Origin of the sequence: Streptomyces ortus, assembly GCF_026341275.1 — a bacterium.
Taxonomy (GTDB): domain Bacteria; phylum Actinomycetota; class Actinomycetes; order Streptomycetales; family Streptomycetaceae; genus Streptomyces; species Streptomyces ortus.
The window spans coordinates 6,145,252-6,163,318 of sequence record NZ_JAIFZO010000002.1 but is presented as its reverse complement, the minus strand read 5'-3'; the positions used below and the strand labels follow the sequence as shown (position 1 = coordinate 6,163,318).

The 18,067-nt window shown below is 72.6% G+C and carries 17 protein-coding genes; 5 read left to right on the top strand and 12 right to left on the bottom strand.

What is annotated here, in order from left to right; all coding sequences use genetic code 11:
• Positions 1-111 precede the first annotated feature (111 nt).
• The 8 genes from K3769_RS30480 to K3769_RS30445 form a co-directional block, all read right to left on the bottom strand.
• The gene (locus K3769_RS30480; RefSeq protein WP_267029462.1) at positions 112-1,125 is read right to left on the bottom strand and encodes a DNA topoisomerase IB; all 1,014 of its coding nucleotides are present in this window, start codon (positions 1,123-1,125) and stop codon (positions 112-114) included.
• A 75-nt stretch (positions 1,126-1,200) separates the two neighbouring features.
• Positions 1,201-2,376, bottom strand: coding sequence for a spore photoproduct lyase family protein (locus K3769_RS30475; protein WP_372515075.1), 1,176 nt, complete (start codon positions 2,374-2,376; stop codon positions 1,201-1,203).
• Between the two features lie 39 nt (positions 2,377-2,415).
• Positions 2,416-4,059 (bottom strand): cryptochrome/photolyase family protein, encoded by a 1,644-nt coding sequence (locus K3769_RS30470; RefSeq protein ID WP_267029461.1) that lies wholly within the window; start codon positions 4,057-4,059, stop codon positions 2,416-2,418.
• Between the two features lie 150 nt (positions 4,060-4,209).
• Complete coding sequence (locus K3769_RS30465) at positions 4,210-4,608, bottom strand: ANTAR domain-containing protein (RefSeq protein WP_267029460.1); 399 nt, start codon at positions 4,606-4,608, stop codon at positions 4,210-4,212.
• Positions 4,609-4,708: 100 nt separating this feature from the next.
• Positions 4,709-5,737 carry a glycosyltransferase family 2 protein gene (locus tag K3769_RS30460; protein WP_267029459.1) on the bottom strand — a complete coding sequence of 343 codons (1,029 nt, stop codon included), beginning with the start codon at positions 5,735-5,737 and terminating at the stop codon, positions 4,709-4,711.
• 11 nt (positions 5,738-5,748) lie between these two features.
• Positions 5,749-6,819 (bottom strand): glycosyltransferase, encoded by a 1,071-nt coding sequence (locus K3769_RS30455; protein ID WP_267029458.1) that lies wholly within the window; start codon positions 6,817-6,819, stop codon positions 5,749-5,751.
• Positions 6,816-7,928, bottom strand: a complete 1,113-nt coding sequence (locus K3769_RS30450; protein ID WP_267029457.1) for a glycosyltransferase family 4 protein — start codon at positions 7,926-7,928, stop codon at positions 6,816-6,818. Before K3769_RS30450 ends, K3769_RS30455 begins: the two co-directional genes overlap by 4 nt.
• Positions 7,925-9,262 carry a glycosyltransferase family 1 protein gene (locus tag K3769_RS30445; protein ID WP_267029456.1) on the bottom strand — a complete coding sequence of 446 codons (1,338 nt, stop codon included), beginning with the start codon at positions 9,260-9,262 and terminating at the stop codon, positions 7,925-7,927. The genes K3769_RS30450 and K3769_RS30445 overlap by 4 nt, the downstream gene beginning before the upstream one ends.
• A 398-nt stretch (positions 9,263-9,660) precedes the next feature.
• Here K3769_RS30445 and K3769_RS30440 point away from each other — a divergent pair, with 398 nt between their 5' ends.
• Positions 9,661-11,193 (top strand): FAD-dependent oxidoreductase, encoded by a 1,533-nt coding sequence (locus K3769_RS30440; RefSeq protein ID WP_267029455.1) that lies wholly within the window; start codon positions 9,661-9,663, stop codon positions 11,191-11,193.
• A 66-nt stretch (positions 11,194-11,259) separates the two neighbouring features.
• On the opposite strand, the gene K3769_RS30435 is transcribed toward K3769_RS30440, so the two are convergent.
• Positions 11,260-12,738 carry an aminotransferase class I/II-fold pyridoxal phosphate-dependent enzyme gene (locus K3769_RS30435; RefSeq protein WP_267029454.1) on the bottom strand — a complete coding sequence of 493 codons (1,479 nt, stop codon included), beginning with the start codon at positions 12,736-12,738 and terminating at the stop codon, positions 11,260-11,262.
• A 384-nt stretch (positions 12,739-13,122) separates the two neighbouring features.
• Between K3769_RS30435 and K3769_RS30430 the strand changes: the two genes are divergently transcribed.
• The 3 genes from K3769_RS30430 (at position 13,123) to K3769_RS30420 (ending at position 14,329) form a co-directional block, all read left to right on the top strand.
• Positions 13,123-13,449, top strand: coding sequence for a plasmid stabilization protein (locus K3769_RS30430; protein ID WP_267029453.1), 327 nt, complete (start codon positions 13,123-13,125; stop codon positions 13,447-13,449).
• A gap of 104 nt (positions 13,450-13,553) precedes the next feature.
• On the top strand, positions 13,554-13,778 hold the full coding sequence (locus K3769_RS30425) for a hypothetical protein (protein WP_267029452.1): 225 nt from the start codon (positions 13,554-13,556) through the stop codon (positions 13,776-13,778).
• 161 nt (positions 13,779-13,939) lie between these two features.
• Positions 13,940-14,329, top strand: a complete 390-nt coding sequence (locus K3769_RS30420) for an ANTAR domain-containing protein (RefSeq protein WP_267029451.1) — start codon at positions 13,940-13,942, stop codon at positions 14,327-14,329.
• On the opposite strand, the gene K3769_RS30415 is transcribed toward K3769_RS30420, so the two are convergent.
• The 3 genes from K3769_RS30415 to K3769_RS30405 form a co-directional block, all read right to left on the bottom strand.
• Positions 14,315-15,241 (bottom strand): SDR family oxidoreductase, encoded by a 927-nt coding sequence (locus K3769_RS30415; protein WP_267029450.1) that lies wholly within the window; start codon positions 15,239-15,241, stop codon positions 14,315-14,317. The genes K3769_RS30420 and K3769_RS30415 overlap by 15 nt on opposite strands.
• Before the next feature lie 110 nt (positions 15,242-15,351).
• Positions 15,352-15,888: a cysteine hydrolase family protein gene (locus K3769_RS30410; RefSeq protein ID WP_267029449.1), complete on the bottom strand. Its 537-nt coding sequence runs from the start codon at positions 15,886-15,888 to the stop codon at positions 15,352-15,354.
• 47 nt (positions 15,889-15,935) lie between these two features.
• Positions 15,936-16,784 (bottom strand): helix-turn-helix transcriptional regulator, encoded by an 849-nt coding sequence (locus tag K3769_RS30405; RefSeq protein WP_267029448.1) that lies wholly within the window; start codon positions 16,782-16,784, stop codon positions 15,936-15,938.
• Positions 16,785-17,066: 282 nt separating this feature from the next.
• Here K3769_RS30405 and K3769_RS30400 point away from each other — a divergent pair, with 282 nt between their 5' ends.
• Positions 17,067-18,044, top strand: a complete 978-nt coding sequence (locus K3769_RS30400; RefSeq protein ID WP_267029447.1) for an SDR family oxidoreductase — start codon at positions 17,067-17,069, stop codon at positions 18,042-18,044.
• Positions 18,045-18,067: the final 23 nt, after the last annotated feature.

Genomic DNA, 18,067 nt, shown 5'->3' with positions numbered 1-18,067 from the left:
CCACTGTCCGGGCGTTCGTGGCGGGGCGCATCCCAGCGGCGTCCGAGCGGCGTCCGGTTGTCCGCGTCCACGTCGGCGCGTACACCGAGGGGCAGCGGCGCCGCTGCGCCGCTACGCGCTGAGCAGCCGCAGCACCGCCTCCTCCACCGGTTGCGTGGCGAGCGCGCCCGCCACCGGTACGGAGCCCAGGGACGCCAGGTCCGGGGCGATCGTCCTTCCCTCGTCGAAGAGTTCGAACAGGCGCGGGTTGATGTACGAGGCCCGGCACACGGACGGCGTGTTGCCGAGGTATCCGGCGACCTCGCGGACCGCCCGTGCGGCGGCCCGCTTCCGGGCGCTCGCCGAGGTGTCCGCCACCTCCGCCGACACCGCGAGCGCGACCGCCGCGAGCACCGTGGCGTGCCAGGTCCTGAAGTCCTTGCTGGAGATGTCCAGGCCCGCGAGGTCCCGCAGATGCCCGTTCAGGTCGGTGGCGTCGATCGTGTGCCAGCGGCGCGACTCGTAGTACGCGAACAGGTGCTCGTCGCCGTCACGGCGGCGCAGCAGGGACCGTACGGCCTTGTACACCTGTTCGTCGACGATCTCGCGGCAGTAGCGACGCCCGCTCTTGGCCGCGTAGTCGAAGCCGACCGCCCCCTTGGCGCAGGTCACCTGGTGGCGCCGGACGGTCGTCAGGCCGTAGGACTCGTTCGTCTTCGCGTACCGGTCGTCGCCGACGCGGAAGAAGCCGAGGTCGAGCAGGCGGACCGCGAGCGAGAGCACCCGCTCCCGGCTCAGGCCAGAGCCTTCGAGGCCCTTGCCGACCTGCCGTCTCACCTCGGGCAGCGCCGCGCCCACCTCAAGGATGCGGGTGTGCTTGGCGGCTTCCTGCTTCTCGCGGAAGAGGGGGTGGTAGAGGTACTGGCGGCGGCCGGCCTCGTCCGTGCCGACCGCCTGGATGTGGCCGTTCGGGTAGGGGGAGATCCAGACGTCCCGCCAGGCCGGCGGAATGACGAGATCGCGTACGCGCCGTACCTCCGGGCCGTCGGAGAGGGTCCCGCCCCCGGTGTCGAGGTAGCGGAAGCCGCGGCCATGCCGGCGGCGGCCGTAACCGGGACCCGTGAGGTCGCTCGTCCGGAACCGCATCACGCTCCTCCTCCGTGCACCCGCGCCCCGCGGGACCGTGACCCGCACGGAACGTGGTTCCCCTTCCCACCGGTCTCAAAAGGCGTACCTGATCCGCAGCCACGGCGCGTGCGCCGCCAGCAGTTCCCGCAGCCGGGCCAGGGCCCGCTGCTTGGTCTCCAGGGCGTAGCGGACGTTGAGCGCCCCGTTCTGCGAGCGCTTGGTCTCCTGGATCTCCGGCTGCCACAGCACGTCCTCGGCGCGCGGGTGCCAGCCCAGGTTGACCTCGTGGAGGGCCTGGTTGTGGGTCAGCATGATGACCTCGGCCGCCGCCTGCGCCTTCACCCGGGCGGGCAGGACGTCGTCGAGGTGGATCAGCAGGTCGGCCCAGTCCCGCTCCCACCCCGGGCGCAGCACCACGGGTGAGAGGTTGAAGTGGACCTCGTACCCGGCGTCGAGGAAGTCGGCCGCCGCCGCGATGCGCTCGGGGACCGGGCTCGTACGGATGTCGAGGAGCCGCGCGTCGCCGGTCGGCATGACGGAGAAGCGCACGCGGGTACGGCCCTGCGGGTCGAGCGCCAGCAGGTCGGGGTTGACGAACTTGGTCGCGAAGGAGGCCTTCGCCGTCGGCAGGCGACGGAACGCGGCGACGAGATCCGCGGTGTTGTCGCAGACCAGGGCGTCGACGGAGCAGTCGCCGTTCTCACCGATGTCGTAGACCCAGGCTTCGGGGTCGCACTGGTTGGGTTCCGGTTTGGGGCCCTGGGCGCGTACGTGCCGCTGTACGTGGGCCACGATCGCCTCGATGTTGGTGAACAGGGTGATGGGGTTGGCGAATCCCTTGCGGCGGGGGACGTAGCAGTACGCGCAGGCCATCGCGCAGCCGTTGGAGGGGCCGGGGGCGATCCAGTCGGCCGACCTGCCGTTCGGGCGGGTGCTGAGGCTGTGTTTGACGCCGAGGACGAGCGTGTCGGTCTTGATGCGGACCCAGCGGCCGATGTTGCCGTCGTTGCCGTGCAGGGCGGGGATGCGCCAGTGGCCTTCGACCTCCGTCACCCGCACGCCGGGGAGCCGGGCCATGATCTGCTGCCCGCGCGGGGAGTCGAGGGCCGCAGGCTCGGCGTACACCTCCCGGACGTCGAGCATCCGGCGGGCCTCGGGGCTGTCCCGGAACGCGTACGACCCGGCCGGGGCCCCCGCTGTTCCCGCGGGGCGCTCGGGGAGCGGTGCGGCGTCCGCCCAGTCGAATAGCGCCTGCTGTTCGGGCTCCACGTGCTGTCCTGTTCCTCTCCTCGGCAGGGGCCCGGTCCCTCAGTCCCTGCGGGCGCGCTCCTGCTTTAGCAGCTCTTCGAGATCGGAGAGGCGGTCGAGCCCCCGTACAGCCTGCGTCATCCGCGCGTTGTGCTCGAACCGGTCGCGGTGGCGGTGCAGCAGGTTCCAGTACCCGGCGGTGAAGGGACAGGCGTCCTCGCCCACCCGTACGGTCGGCTTGTAGCGGCAGGGACCGCAGAAGTCGCTCATTCGGTTGATGTACGCGCCACCGGACGTGTACGGCTTGGTGGTCATGCGGCCCCCGTCGGCGTACTGCGACATGCCGACCACGTTCGGGACCATCACCCAGTCGTAGCCGTCGACGAAGCTGCGGTGGAACCAGTCGGTGACGGCCCCGGGCTCCCACCCCCGCTGCAGGGCGAGACTGCCGAGGATCATCAGCCGGGGGATGTGGTGGGTCCAGCCGGTCTCCCCGACCTGCTGGAGGACGTGGCTGAGGCAGTTGGCGTCGGTCGCGTCCGGGGACAGGTCCGTGAACCAGTCGGGCAGCGGCGCGTGGTGGCCCAGGGCGTTGCTCTCGCGGTACCCCGTGCCGAAGTACCAGTAGACGTGCCAGACGTACTCGCGCCAGCCGGTGATCTGCCGGACGAACCCCTCGGCGCTGTTGACCGGCACGTCTCCCGACCGCCAGGCCGCCTCCGCCCGCTCGGCGCACTCGGCGGGGTCCAGCAGGCCGAGGTTGAGCGAGGAGGAGAGCAGGCTGTGGCTCATCGTCGCGTCGCCGGCCAGGATCGCGTCCTCGTACGCGCCGAACGTGGGCAGCCGGTGCTCGACGAAGCGGGTGAGCGCGGCGAGCGCCTCCCGGCGCGTGGCGGGGAACCTGCGCGGCCCGTCCTCACCGACGAACTCGACGTCCCCCTCGCGCGCCCAGCGGTCGAGGTCGTCCCGCACCTCGGCGTCGATGTCGCTCTCCCGGGGCCGGTACGGCGCCGGGACACCGAGGTCGGCGGCGCCCTTGGGCGGGGGCCGCCGGTTGTCGTGGTCGAGGTTCCAGCGGCCCCCGGCCGGCCGGTCGCCCTCCATCAGCAGGTCGTGCGTCCGGCGGACCCGCCGGTAGAAGTCCTCCTGGCGCAGGTGTTTCGTGCCGAGGCCGTCCGCCCAGCGCCTGAACTCGTCGTGCGACACGAGGAAGCCCCGGGCCGGCAGGACGCGTACGGAGGGCAGGGAGCGTACGAAGGCGAGGGCGGCGTGGGACGTGGGGTGGTGCACGGTCACCGGAGCGTCGCCCACCGCCTCCCGCAGCCCTTCGCGGTAGGTGTCGGCCTTGACGTAGCGCACGCGGTCGCCGAGTTCGGCGGCCCGGTGGCGCATCGCCGACAGGATCAGGTGGGCCTTGGCGCGGTGGAACCGTCGTCGGCGCAGGACGCTGCGGGCCTCGATCATCACCAGCGGCGCGTCCCGGTGCGGGCCGCCGCGTGCGGGATCGACGAAGTGGGGGCCGAGCTGGTCGCCGAACAGCCAGTGGTGGGTGGCGGGCTCTTTGGCGGGCTGCTCCACGGCCCCGCGGCCGGACCCGTGCTCGGCCCGGGGCGCGGTCCCGCCCTTCGTCCCGCTCCTCGTCCCGCTCTTTGCCCCGCTCTTTGCCCCGCTGGCTGTCACGCTTTTCGTCACGTTCTTCGTCATGCCGAGCGCTCCGTCGACGAGTCGTCGCCTCGTCTGCGCCCTGCGCGGCGCGACGCTGTCCTTCGCAGATCAAAGCGCACGACGGCGCGGGCGGGGCGCGGCACACGCCGGGGTACCCCGCTTCTCGCGGAGCCGCCCGCACCTCGGCGATTACTCGGCGTCGGTCGCCTTCGCCCTGGGCAGCCCGGAGGGCTGGTGCAGCATGTCGCCGGTGTCGATGATGTCCCGGGCGACGTTGCTGAGCAGGAGCCGGTGCCGGCGGGCGTGGCTGCGCATCGTCTCGAACGCCTGGTTGAGGCTGACGTTGCGACGGGCAGCGAGCAATCCCTTCGCCTGTTCGATGATGGTGCGGGAGTGGAGCAGGCCGATGGTGGCGGCGTCGGCGAGGGTCTGGGCGAGGGCGAGGATGTCGGCGTCCAGGGGCCGGCCGGCGGAGCGCAGGAGCGGCAGGCTTCCGATGGTCTCCTGACGCAGCCACATCGGCGGGGCCACGGCGCGGGCGTAGCCGGCCGCGCGCAGGGAGCCGGTGAGGCACCCATGTCGCCGCACACCGCCTTCCGCGACGCCCGCCGTGCGGCGCCGGCCGCACCGGGCAAGCGTAGTAGAACGCCTACCACGCGTGACAGCCACGTGAGCCGACCGCTCCGGCTCAAGGCGACCGGCTGTCACCCGGGTCGCGGTGAGAGGTGTCCGGGGCCGGTGCCCGGCGCCGTGGTGGCGTGCCCGGTGCGGCCGTGGTGGTGGGCCCGGGTGCGGCCGTGGTGGTGGGCCCGGGTGCGGCCGTGGTGTGCCCGGTTGTGGTGGCCTCGCGGCGTGCGGTGGCATCCCCGCGTGCGGTGGCTTCCCAGCGGGCGGCGGTCCGGTTCCACCGGATCAGACCGTCCTCGGCGAACGCGTCGAGCCAGCCGCTCATCGGCCACCAGCCCCAGCGGCGGTGGAAGATCTCGCCGTTGCGCAGGATGTCGTCCAGGTGTCCGACCGGCGGGTCGGTGGTCGGGTGGTACTGGTGGAAGGCCGGGGCGCCGCCCACCCAGGTGAGCCCGACCCCGGCCGCGCGGGCCCGCTGGCCGTAGTCGGTGTCCTCGCCGCCGTACCCCTCGTACTCCTCGCAGAAGCCGCCGACCGCGTCCCAGGTGTCGGCGGTCAGGGCGAAGGACAGCGACCAGAAGAGGGTGTGGTCGGTGCCGTCCTGGATCTCACCGGCTCCGGGGGCGGGGCGGGCGGGGTGCGGCTCGGCGAGCGCGGGGAGGTCGGCGAGCCGGTAGCCGCCGACGGGGTCCGGTGGCGGCGGGAGGTAGGCGACGGTGCCGCAGAGGAGGGAGCGGGGGCGGTCCCCGGCCACCTCGGCATACCGCTCCAGCAGCCTGTCGCCCGGCACGCAGTCGACGTCGAGGAAGACGAGCAGTTCGGCGCCGCGGGCCAGGGCGTGCGCGGCGCCGAGGTTGCGGGCCCGGGCGAGCGGCAGCTTCCCGTCGCGCACCGGGCAGTCGACGACCGCGGCTTCGGGCCGCCGCCCGGCGGCCACGGCGCCCAGTCCCGGATCCCCCATGGCGACGACGACGTACTGTCCGGGCGCCCGGGAGCCACCGTCGAGCCCGGCCCGCTGCAGAGCGAGATGCCCGTGCCGCCCGGCCGCGAGGGTGATCACGGCGGTACGCGGCATGGCGATACGCGGCATGGCGATACGCATCAGAGGGCGGCGGGGTGGTCGGGGGCGCCGGGACGTCGTACCGGGGTGGTGTCACCCGCCGCCTCGGCCAGGGCGGTCGCCGCGAGGGCCGCGCCGTCGCCCGGTGACCACCGGGACCAACGGTCGCCGCCCCGCTCGTGGGCCTGTTCCAGGAGGGCGGGCCAGGTCTCCGGGGCCGGCCAGGCAGGCGTGACGACCGCCAGGTCGCCGCGGGTCAGGGCGCGGGCCGTGGCCGCCTGTTCCCCGAAGGGGCGGTCCTGGGGGACGACCACCGCGGGACGGCGCGCGGCGGCGCACTCGGCTAGCGCGTTCTGGCCCGCGTGGGTGACCACGACGTCCGCCGCGCACAGGGCGGGCCACGGATCGGCCGACCAGCCGCCGTCAGGACCGCCGAGCGTCGTCCACTCCCAGCCGGGGGTGGCCGCCCGGGCGGCCTTCACCTCCCCCGGTGAGACGTCGGACCCGCCCGCACCCATCAGGAGCAGCACCCTCCGGGGCGTACGCGATCGGTCCGTACACCCCGGGTCCGCGGCGCTCGCGGCGCGCGGGCGGCCGTCGAAGCGGGAGAAGGCGCCCGTGTGGACGGTCTTGGCCTGCCAGTGGGAGGGCCAGCCCGGCTCGGGCAGCGCGGCCGGCCACGGAGCGAGGAGCAGATCCGCCAGGTCGTACGCCGTCCGGTGCGGCGGGTCGGTGCGGTCGCCCCGCATCGCCGCCACCGCGACGGGCGTACCCAACAGCCTTGCCAGCAGGGCCACTTCGACGGAGACGTCGGACATCAGCAGCCGGGGCGAGGCCGCCTCGATCCAGCGCGCGATCTGCGCCATGCGCCCACGGAACCCGGCGTGTCCGAGGGGCGCCCAGTGCAGCCGCCCGCCCGCCGTCACGTCCGCGAAACCGGCGGGGTCGCCGTCGTCGTCCCGGGGCAGCCGCACCCAGTCGCCCGGCCAGGGCCAGTCCGGGGGCTCGGGAAGGGTGGACAGGCCCGTCACCCGGAGGGGGCAGTGCGCGGCGATCGTCCTGGCCCGGTTCAGATGGCCGCTGCCCTGGTGGTGGACGTAGTAGCCGATCATGCCGACACCGAGTGGTAGAAGCGCTCGTAGCTGCGGGTCATGACCTCCATGGAGCAGAAGGCCTCCGCGTGGCGCCGCGCGGCGGTCCGGGACAGGGCGATCGTCGGCTCGACGGCCGCCGCCAGCGCCGTACAGTCGCCGGGCCGGACCAGCCGGGCGCAGTCGTCCGTGACGATCTCCGGCAGCGCGCCGCGCGCGAACCCGCACACCGGGGTGCCGCAGGCCAGCGCCTCCGCGATCACCAGTCCGTACGGTTCGTCCCAGCAGGGTGAGACGACGGCGGCGGCCGAGGAGCCGACCAGCTCGCACAGTTCGGGCTGGGAGAGATGGCCCGCGTAGGTGATGGTGCGGTCGAGGCGGGGCCTGACGCACGCCTCGAAGTACTCCGTGTCCCCCACGGGTCCGGCGAGCCGCAGTCCCCGTCCCGCCAGGCGTGCGGCCTCGATCGCGAAGTGCGCGCCTTTCTCGGGCACGATCCGCCCCGACCAGACCAGTTCGTCCCCGCCGGGGCCCGGGTGCCAGCGCTCGATGTCGATGCCGTTGCGCACCACGGTGGCGGCGGGCACCACGTGCCGCCAGGCCGCGGCCGTGTGGTCGCTGACCGCGCTGAACCTTATCGGGCAGAGCGGCGGCGCCTGGATGGCCGACTCCAGCCACGGGGTGGGCGGGGTGTGCAGGGTGGTGACGACCGGCACGGAGAGCACGGCGGCCATCGCCACCGGCAGGTAGTGCAGGCTGTTGTTGTGCACGATGTCGTAGTCGCCGCGCGCCGGCGGGCGGGAGAGGTCGAGCATCAGCTGGAGGTAGGCGTGGTGCTCCGCCAGCCAGTGCGCGGCCACCATGCTGGTGTCCCGGCAGGCGGCCTCGCTGATGCGGGGCGGCCGGAACGGCATCTCGACCACCCCGAGATCCGGGTCCGAGCCCGGCCCCGCGAAGATCGTGACCTTGTGGCCGCGGGCACGCAGGGCCTTGGAGAGCGTCCAGGTGTGCGCTTCGAGGCCGCCCGCGAAGGGATCACGGATCGGGTGCCGGGCGGAGGCGATCAGGGCGATCCGCAGGGGCGCGGCGGGGGCGGACCGCGGCGGGGGCCCGGCGGCGGACGCGGTCACAACAGGTCCGCGTAGAGCGCTTCGTGCTCGCGGGCGAGCAGGAGACGTTCGGCCCGGCGGTCGGCCGGATCGGCCCGCCAGAGGGGCCGCTCCTTGTAGGCGGTGCGCACGGCCTGCCGCAGGGACGCCTCGTCGAGCCCGTCCCGGTCGTGGCCGTAGCTCAGGCAGGGCCGCTGCTCCGCGTAGAACCCGCAGGTCGGCGCGAGGACGGTGGTCCCCAGGTCGTGACACGCCTCCAGCCAGCCGGAGTGGGTGCCGAAGCGGTAGGGCAGCACGGACACGTCGAGGCCGATCAGATAGTCGTAGAGCGCGTCGTCGTCGAAGTAGTCGTGGACGTGCAGGCGCAGCCGCTCCTTGCGGTCCATCTCGCGGAGTTCGTCGAGCACTCCGGGCGCGTACCAGTGGCTCGCCGGATCGCCGATCTCCGGGTGGCAGTCGACGCGCAGCACCGCGTCGGGCAGTTCCGACAGCGCGTCCGCGAGCACCCGGGCCACCGGCAGCGGGTCCATGTTGGCCCGGATGCTCTTGGCGTGCAGCCCGACCGTGAACGTGTCGCGTACGGGCCGGGGGCGTACGAGGCCGGCCTGGCCGACCACGTGCGGGTGCGGCAGGACCAGCGCGGTACGGCCCCAGCGGGCGGCGATCTCCCGTGCGGCGCCCGGGGTGAGCGTGATGATCCGGTCCGCCGCGGGGATGAGCACGTCCAGCTGCGCGCGGTGCTCGGCCTCGTCCCGGTGGTGGGGGTTGACGAGGTCGTGGACGGTCTGGACGAGCGGTCTGCCGTTCCTCCGCAGGGCCTCGACGAAGGCCTCCAGCGCCTGCGGGGTCTGCGCGTCGAAGCCGAAGTGGAGATGGAAGACGTCGAAGGCACCGGCGTGCTCGTCGACCCACTCCGGATCGAGCATGACCGGCGGCCACCACCGGGCGGATCCGCTGGACACCCCGCAGGGACGGGGATCGGCCAGACGAATCACGCGATCGCCCCCGGGCGGAGACAGATGCCGCACGTACACGTGCCCGGCGGGGACGGAGGCGACGCGGATGATGCCACTGGGGTGGGGGGCGGCGGGGTGCGGTGTGGCGGGGCCGGGCGTCACGGGGTCGGACGCCACCGGGCGGGGCGCCACCGGGCGGGGCGTCGCGGAACCGGGCGTCACCGAGCCGGATGTCGCCGGGCCGGGCGTCGCGGAGCTGGGCGCCGGGCTGGGCGTCACGGGACCGGACGCCTCGGAACCGGACGTCGCGGAACCGGGCTTCACCGAGCCGAACGTCGCCGGGCCGGACGTCGCCGGGCCGGGCGTCGTGGAGTGGGGGCGGGTGGCCGGGTCGGGCACGGGGGTCTCCTCGTTCGGTCACGCCGGTCACGCCGGGGAGGTCGGGCAGGTCGGGCAGGTCGGTGGGGGCGGCGCCCCCACCCTTCGCTTCTCCGCCGCCGGCGTTCGCGGCTGCGGACGCCGTGTGTGCGGAGCGCGGTGGGGGCGGGGCGTGGTGGGGCGGGGCCTGCTCGTCCCACGTTCCCCCGCCGGTCGGTCCGGAGCATGCCGGACACGGCCGTCCGGGCGAGGGCGGGCCTGCCGGCCTGTCTGCCTGCCCCGCACTCGTCCCTCGCTTCGGCACGGGCCGGTCGGAGGGGTGACGGCCGGGAGGCTTCCGGAATCGTGGCGACAGGGCCGCTCAGGGGAAGAGGCGATCTTCCGCGTCTCCTTTCGGCCGGTGGGGGAACCCGGGTGCCATGACCACGCGATCTGAACTGCCGGGCACCGCCGAGTCCTACTGGATGGCCACCGCGCAGGGCCCCCGGTATCCGTCCCTGGAGACCGACACGACGGCGGACGTCGTCGTCATCGGCGCGGGCATGGCCGGCCTCTCCGTCGCCTGGGAACTGACCCGGGCCGGACGCGGCGTCCTCGTACTGGACGCGGACCGTGTCGCCGCCGGGGTGAGCGGCTACACGACGGCGAAGCTCACCGCGGCGCACTCGCTCGTGTACGAACGCCTGCGCCGCACCCGCGGTAAGGAGGGCGCACGCCAGTACGCCGACTCCCAGCAGGCCGCGGTGGAGCGCGTCGCCTCCGTGGCGGCGGAACTCGGCGTCGACTGCGACTTCGAGCGTTCCTCGGCCCTGACCTTCACCGTCGACCCGGCCCAACGCGCCACGTTCGAGGCGGAGGCGGAGGCCGCCGCCGAAGCGGGGCTGGCCGCCGACCTCGTGACGGAGACGGATCTGCCGTTTCCCGTCGCCGCGGCGGTACGCGTCGCGGGGCAGGCGCAGTTCCATCCGCGCAAGTACCTGCTGGCCCTGGCGGAGGACATCACCGCCCGAGGCGGCGTGATCCACGAACGGACCCGGGTGACCGGCCTCTCCGAGGGCACCCCGTGCACACTGACGACCGAGCGGGGCACGACGGTCACGGCGAACGACGTCGTCGTCGCCACGCACTACCCGGTCTTCGACCGCGCCCTGCACTTCGCACGCCTGTCACCGCGCCGCGAACTGGTCGTCGCCGCTCCACTGCCCGCCTCGGCGGCACCGGAGCACATGTACATCACGGACGACCTGGGCAAACGGTCCGTACGCAGCGCTCCACTCGACGACGGCAGGCGACTGCTCATCGTCACCGGGGAGAGTTTCACTCCGGGCACGGGCGACAGCAACGAACGCTTCCTGCGGCTCGACGCGTGGATGCACGAGCACTTCCCGGTCGGCGACACGGCGTACCGGTGGGCGGCCCAGGACAACGACGTGAGCGACGGCGTGCCGCTGGTCGGCCCGTACCACCCGGGCGCACGCCATGTGTACGTGGCGACCGGCTTCGCCGGCTGGGGCATGAGCGGCGGCGCCATGGCCGGCCAACTGCTGGCGTCGACGCTCACCGGCACGGAACCGGAGTGGGCGGGGCTGTACGACCCGCGCCGGCTGTGGAGCACCGTCCGGGAGGGTTCGGCGCTGCTGAAACAGCAGGCTGAGGTGGCCAAGCACTTCGTGGGCGACCGGCTGCGGACCACCCACGTCGACTCGGTGGCGGAGATCGCCCCCGGCTCGGGCGCGGTCGTACGGGTCGAGGGGCGGCGCTGTGCCGTCTACCGCGACGAGGCGGGCGCCGCCCACGCCGTGTCGGCACGCTGTACGCATCTCGGCTGCCTGGTCGCGTTCAACGAGGCGGAGACGGCGTGGGAGTGCCCGTGCCACGGTTCGCGCTTCGGTATCGACGGCGAGGTCCTCCATGGACCGGCCGTCCGCCCGCTGCCGCCACGGACGATCTGACGGCCCGAGCTCCTGAGCGCCTGAGTCCGGGTGCCCCCAGGCTCCTTCCGGACTTCGTCAACCTCGTCAGTCCGCGTCGACGTCGTGCACGGATACGCGGATGGTGGCGGCGCTGCCGTCGGCGGCATCGGGGATGAGCATCCCCGCGTCGGCGCCGCTGCGCAGGTAGTCCACCACGGCGCGGTCGAGCAGCTCGCCCGGCAGAACGGCGGGGATCCCGGGCGGATAGGGCGTGAGCATCTCCGCGCAGACCCGCCCCACCGCGCGGTCGGCGGGAACCTGCTCGACCGCACCGAAGAAGGCGTCCCGCGGCAGCGTCACCTGCCGCGGACGCAGGCTCGCCGGGTCCGGGACGCGGATGTCCGGGGCGGGCGGCAGCTCGTCGGCGTGGGCGACCAGGTCACGTAGACCGTCGAGGAGCCGTTCCGTGGTGGTCTCGTCGTCGGCGTGGGTGAGCTGGGCGTTGATGCGCCGGTGGTCGGAGGTGTGCAGGTTGACGCGGTGGTGCCGGCGCATCCAGTCGGCGGCGTCGTAACCGCTGAACTTGACCCCGCTCAGGTCGATGAAGACCTGGAGGGGGTCCAGGTCGAAGGCGCGCCCGGGGGCGCAGAAGTCGTCACGGTCGTTGACGTGCAGGCCCTCGATGTCCTCGATGGCGGCCCGTACCCGCCGGGCCCGGTCGAGGGCCCCCTCCATCAGCTCATGGCCGTGTTCCACCATCTGCCGGCGCCACCCGTCGAGGGCCGCGTAGATGAGGACGGAGGGGCTGGTGGTGTCGAGCAGGTCGGCGCGGGAGGCGAGGGTGTCGACCTCGACCAGGTCGCCCTGCAGGTGGAAGACCGACCCCTGTTCGAGCCCGGAGCCCATCTTGTGGACCGAGGTGACGCAGACGTCGGCGCCGGCGTCCATCGCCCAGGTGGGCAGCTCCGGATGGAAGGGCAGGTGGGCGCCCCACGCCTCGTCGACGATCAACGGCACGCCGTGCTCGTGGCACAGCGTCGCGACGGCCGCGATGTCGGCGCAGGTGCCGTAGGGGGTGGGGCTGGTGACCAGCGCCCCGCGCGCGTCGGGGTGCTCCGCGAACGCCGCGCGGAAGGACTCGGGGGACGGCGGGTGGGCGAGGTGGAGATCGGGGTCCCACTGGGGGTCGACCCAGACGGGTCGGATGCCCGCGAGGATCAGACCTGAGATGACCGACTTGTGCGCGTCACGTCCGACGAGGAGTTTCTCGTGCGGCCCGGCGACCGAGAGCATGGCGGCCTTCACGGACAGGGAGCTGCCGCAGGTGGAGAAGAACGTGTGATCGGCGCCCACCGCGTCGGCCATCAGGGCTTCGGCCCGCTTCAGGATCCCCTGGGACGTGGTGCGGTCGTCGAGCCCGGACACCGCGAGCATGTCCGCGTCGAACAGGGCATCGCCCAGGACGGCCCGTACCCGCGGGTCGGCACCCCGGCCCTGCTTGTGCCCCGGCGGCGTGAAGGGCAGCTGGTCCTGCGCCTGGTACGCCACCAGCGCGTCGAGTACGGGAGCTGTCGAGTGATCCATGGTGGAGGGCTTTCCGCTGCGGACGGGCGAGGACATCTCGCGTCGGGCTGTACACGGGTCGAGCCGCCGGCCGACCTGGCGGCAGGTCAAACCGTGCGACTGCTGCCGACGAGTGCCCCCTGGCGGCACGACCGACACCTGCAGTGGTCCGTCCTGGGCCGCAGGGAGGCGTGGCCGAGGTCGCTCTCCTCGCCCCCGACACCACCGCGCCGATGCGGGTTCATCCGTTCGGTGGCGGTCCGCTCGCAGACCCGGTGGGGCCCCGCATCAGATGGGAAGCGTGTGTTCCGGGTGAGAAACCGACCCCGGGGTACGCGGAAAGTCGTCGAAACGCGGGCCCGAAAGAGTCGCCCGCCCTCAGTCCCGGTTGGGGAGGAGTTCGTCATGCCGCAGGGTTCCAACGCGAAGCGTGAACGCCAGTACGAGCACATCAAGGAGAGCGCCGAGAAGCGCGGCACCTCCACGGGGCGTGCGAAGGAGATCGCCGCACGCACCGTGAACAAGGAGAGGGCCCGTTCCGGCGAGTCGAAGACGGCGAGCAGGACGTCCACCCAGGACAAGAAGTCGGCCCCGCAACGCGGCGGCGAGCGGTCCCACAGCGGCGCCCAGGGGCCGACGAGGGACCAGCTGTACGCGGAGGCGAAGAAGCGCGGTGTCGACGGCCGTTCGTCGATGAACAAACAGCAACTGGCCAAGGCCCTCGGCCGCTGACCGCCGTCCGGCGGCAGATGCCTGACGGCAGATGAGCAGGAAGCACACGGGAGTGCCCGCCGCCGCCCAGGCGGCGGGCACTCCGTCGGAGAAGGAGCCACCACATGACCACGCGTAACCACGAGCACGACAAGCACCACGACCACCACGAGCACGGGAAGCACCCCGATACCGCGGCCGGCGAGGTCCTCCACGCGGCGGAGGAAGCCGAGACGAACGTGGTCGACGACGGAGAGCGGCGCGGCAAGGACCGCGAGGGGGCCGACGCCCTGTCCCCGAACGAGGGCGCCCAGGACGACGTCCAGCGGCGCGACCGGCGCGACACCTGATACGACCGCGGCATCACCCCACCGCGACTGACACCACCGCGAAGCGACTCCCTCCTGACGCCCCCGCACCCGCGCCTGCGCCCACACCCACACCCACACCGGACTGTCGATGCATCGATGTGTCGATGCATCGATGCGCAGTGGGCGGGCACGCTCCAGACATGCGCCCATCCCAGCGCCCCGGCCCCCGGCGCGACCTCGTCGAACGACCTCTGCCCCGCGCGCCGCGCGAAACGGCGCGCCAAGTCGCCCGTCCCGACGGCGGGATGCCCACCGGAGAGCAGCTCCTCGCGGAGACGCAGCAGCTCAAGGAGGCACTGGAGCGGCGGCCGGTCGTCGACATGGCGCGCGGAGTACTGATGGCCGCCTGGTCGTGCACCGCCGACGAGGGCTGGGAGATCCTGGTCTGGGTCTCCCAGCACTCCAACACCAAGGTGCACGACGTGGCGAAGGCCCTCATAGCGACGACACAGAACGAGCCGTTGCCCGCCCACATCGAGGAGCACCTGCCCGCGGCACGGGTGCGGTGGCAGGCGTCACGGGATGGGTGAACCACCGGTGGCGTTGACGATCTCCGCAGTGATGTAGCTCGCCTCGGAGGAGGCGAGGAAGACGTACGCGGGAGCCATTTCCGCGGGCTGCGCGGGGCGGCCGAGCGGGGACTGCTTCCCGAACTCCGCGGTGTCCGGGAGTGTCGCGGGGATCAGCGGGGTCCAGACAGGACCCGGCGCCACGGCGTTGACGCGGACGCCGTCGGCCGCGACCATCTGGGCCAGCCCCTGGGTGAACGTCGCGATGGCACCCTTGGTCATGGCGTAGTCCAGCAGGTGCGGGCTGGGCCGGTACGCCTGCACCGAGGTGGTGTTGATGATGGAACCGCCCTTGGGAATGTGCGGCAGCGCCATCTTCGACAGCCAGAACATGCCGTACAGGTTCGTACGCATCACCCGGTCGAACTGCTCGGTGGTGATCGCCGCGATGCCGTCGGGCTGCGCCATCTGATAGGCGGCGTTGTTGACGAGGATGTCGATGCGGCCGAACTCCAGCACCGCGCGTTCGACCAGCCGCAGGCACTGCTCCTCCTCCCGGATGTCGCACGGGACGGCCACGGCCGTGCGGCCCGCGTCCCGCACGAGACGTGAGGTCTCCGCCGCCTCCTCGCCTTCCTCGGGCAGGTAGGTGAACAGGACGTCGGCGCCCTCCCGCGCGAAGGCCAGCGCGACGGCCCGCCCGATACCGGAGTCACCACCGGTCAGCACGGCCTTACGGTCCTGAAGCCGGCCCGAGCCCCGGTACGAGTCCTCCCCGTGATCGGGCGGTGGGTCCATGGCCCCGGTCCACCCGGGATGCTCCTGATCCTGCTGAGGAAAGTCCGGCTCGGGCCGCCGAGGCTGGGACTGGGACGCGGGCTGGGGCTCGGGCTCGGGCTGGGGCTCGGCCTGGGAACGGGGTGTGTCGGACATCTGATCGCCCTTCGTCTGATCCATTCGAGTTCCCCGAATTCCGGAAGATCCCCGCATCACTGAAGATCCCCGAATCCCCTACTTCTCGACGGCTCGCCCGGCCGCCGGTGTCACCACGCGACGTCCGCGGCCCGCGTGATCTCCGCGTTCATGTTCCGCCGCATCATGCTCAGCGCGGCCTCCGCGAGCTCCGGGTGGATGGCGGCCACGGCATCCTCGGGTACGACGACGTCGAGACGCCGGATGTGCGCGTCGAGCGCCGAGTACAGCACGCACTGCTCGGTCACCTGGCCGGTCAGAACCACCCGGTCGACGCCGAGTTCCGCCAGCAGATACGTCAGCGGTGTCTCGTAGAAGATGGAGTGCCGGGCCTTCACGATGAACAGGGACTCCTCGTCCGGCCGCAGGGGCTCCACGAGAGCGGCGTGCGGCGTCGCCAGGGCCTCCTCCAGCAGTTCGCCGTGATGGGAACGCCACTGTCCCCAGTTGTCGTTGGCGTAGATCACCGGGACGTCGGCCGCACGGGCCCGGCGGAGCAGTGACACGATCCCGGGCAGCGCCGCCTCGGCGGCGGGCAGCAGAAGTTCCGCGTCCTTGTGCTCGTATGTATTGATCATGTCGATGACGATGAGTGCGGAGCCGGTCATACAACCACCATCCCCCGTCCCCGGCCTCCGGGCACGCCGATACGGGCTCAGCGCAGCACCTGCGGGCCGATGACCGTGAGGAGGCGCAGCCTGTCGTAACTCTCACTGCCCGGGACCGCGGTGTAGACGAGCAGGCGGTGTGACTGTTCCGGGTCGAGGAGGGCCTGGCAGTTCAGTTCGAGCGCGCCGACCTCCGGGTGGATGAAGCGCTTGACGTGCTGGGGCCGGACCCCGACCTCGTGCTTCTCCCACAGAGCGCGGAATTCCTCGCTCTGCGGGAGGAGCTGCTGGGCGTACCGTGCGGCCCGCGAGCCAGGGCCCCGGAGGGTGGCCACCTCACGCAGGCCGGACGCGAACATCCTGGAGAGGAACGCGTGGTCCGCCGGTGCGTAGAGCGTGCGGACGGCCGGGTCCGCGAACCAGCGGTAGCCGATGCTGCGCGCCGGGCCGGTGAAGCGGGTGGCGTCACCGGTCAGGGCGATGCCGGGCAGGGTCTGCCGCAGGGTCTCGCCGAGTTCGGTGATGACCTCCGCGGGCGTGTCGCCCAGCCGGTCGAGGATGCGCAGCAGGCCGGGGCTGATGTGCTCGCTGACGGCACCCGCGCCCCGGACGGGCGGGGCCTGACCGGCGAGACGGAAGAGATGGTCCCGCTCGTCGAGGGAGAGATGCAGCCCCTGCGCGATGGAGGCGATCATCGACTCGGACGGCTGCGGGCCGCGCTCGCGCTCCAGCCGGGCGTAGTAGTCGGTCGACATGTGGCAGAGCTCGGCGACCTCCTCCCGGCGCAGCCCGCTGGTTCTGCGCCGCTGTCCGCGCGGGAGGCCGACGTCCTCGGGTTGCAGCAGCTCCCTGCGGTGCCGCAGGAACGCGGCGAGCCCGGCCCGGTCGATCTCCATACGTGGTCTCCCTCTCGTGCTGATCCCTTTCTAGCGCGCACACCCGCGCTGATCCACGGATCGCCGATCCCCCTCTACGGCAGTGAGCCTCCGTGCGGGTCGGCCGAGCCTCGGCGCGCTCATCAGTGGATCGGCAGTCCCTGGATGGCCCCGGTCATCAGGGCCACGGTGGACCCAACGCCCCCGTAGACGACACATCGACTACGCATTGACCACGCATTGACCAACACATTGACCAACGCATTGATGAACCATTGATGCCACCCGTGAGGGAGTACACACATGCCACGCCGAGACACCGACAGGGAAACCGGCAGGGAAACCGGCAGGGACATCAACATCGCCGTTCCGGACTTGACCGGGAAGACCGCTGTGGTCACCGGAGCCAGTGACGGGATCGGGCTCGGTATCGCATCGCGCCTGGCCGCCGCGGGCGCGGAGGTCATCATGCCGGTCCGCAATCCGCGCAAGGGCGAGCAAGCGGTCGCGGGGATCCGCGAGCGGACCCCCGACGCGAACGTGTCGCTGCGCTCCCTGGACCTCTCCTCACTCGCCTCCGTCGCGGAGCTGGGCAGGACCCTGCTCGACGAGGGCCGCCCCCTGCACCTGCTCGTCAACAACGCCGGCGTCATGACCCCGCCCGACCGGCAGACCACGGCCGACGGTTTCGAGCTGCAGTTCGGCACCAACCACCTGGGGCACTTCGCCCTGGTCGACCACCTGCTGCCGTTGCTCCGGGCCGGCCGGGCCCGCGTGACGTCGCAGATCAGCGTCGCGGCGAACAGCAACGCCATCAACTGGGACGACCTGAACTGGGAACGTTCCTACAGCGGCATGCGCGCCTACAGCCAGTCGAAGATCGCCTTCGGCCTCTTCGGCCTCGAACTCGACCGGCGCAGCAAGGCGGCGGGCTGGGGCATCACCAGCAACCTCTCCCACCCGGGGATCGCGCCGACGAGCCTGCTCGCCGCCCGCCCCGAGGTCGGCCGGGCCAAGGACACGATGAGCGTGCGCCTGATCCGGGCCGCGTCGGCCCGCGGCCTCGTCGTCGGAACGGTCCACACGGCACAACTGCCCGCTCTCCTCGCCGCCACGTCACCCGAAGCGGTCGGGGGCGAGTTCTACGGGCCGAGCGGGCCCGGACACATGGGCGGCCCTCCGGCGCGGCAGAAGCTGTACAGCCGCCTGCGCGACACGGAGGACGCGCGGCGTATCTGGCGGCTCTCCGAGGAACTGCTGGGCGCGCACTCCAAACGATGACGCCTACGCACCTGGGCCCGCCC

Coding starts and splice junctions, on each gene's coding strand:
- K3769_RS30415 (WP_267029450.1), bottom strand. CDS start 15,241: ATGTCCGACACACCCCGTTCCCAGGCCGAGCCCCAGCCCGAGCCCGAG.
- K3769_RS30420 (WP_267029451.1), top strand. CDS start 13,940: ATGCGCCCATCCCAGCGCCCCGGCCCCCGGCGCGACCTCGTCGAACGA.
- K3769_RS30410 (WP_267029449.1), bottom strand. CDS start 15,888: ATGACCGGCTCCGCACTCATCGTCATCGACATGATCAATACATACGAG.
- K3769_RS30430 (WP_267029453.1), top strand. CDS start 13,123: ATGCCGCAGGGTTCCAACGCGAAGCGTGAACGCCAGTACGAGCACATC.
- K3769_RS30435 (WP_267029454.1), bottom strand. CDS start 12,738: ATGGATCACTCGACAGCTCCCGTACTCGACGCGCTGGTGGCGTACCAG.
- K3769_RS30460 (WP_267029459.1), bottom strand. CDS start 5,737: ATGCCGCGTATCGCCATGCCGCGTACCGCCGTGATCACCCTCGCGGCC.
- K3769_RS30470 (WP_267029461.1), bottom strand. CDS start 4,059: ATGACGAAGAACGTGACGAAAAGCGTGACAGCCAGCGGGGCAAAGAGC.
- K3769_RS30440 (WP_267029455.1), top strand. CDS start 9,661: ATGACCACGCGATCTGAACTGCCGGGCACCGCCGAGTCCTACTGGATG.
- K3769_RS30405 (WP_267029448.1), bottom strand. CDS start 16,784: ATGGAGATCGACCGGGCCGGGCTCGCCGCGTTCCTGCGGCACCGCAGG.
- K3769_RS30480 (WP_267029462.1), bottom strand. CDS start 1,125: ATGCGGTTCCGGACGAGCGACCTCACGGGTCCCGGTTACGGCCGCCGC.
- K3769_RS30425 (WP_267029452.1), top strand. CDS start 13,554: ATGACCACGCGTAACCACGAGCACGACAAGCACCACGACCACCACGAG.
- K3769_RS30455 (WP_267029458.1), bottom strand. CDS start 6,819: ATGATCGGCTACTACGTCCACCACCAGGGCAGCGGCCATCTGAACCGG.
- K3769_RS30400 (WP_267029447.1), top strand. CDS start 17,067: ATGCCACGCCGAGACACCGACAGGGAAACCGGCAGGGAAACCGGCAGG.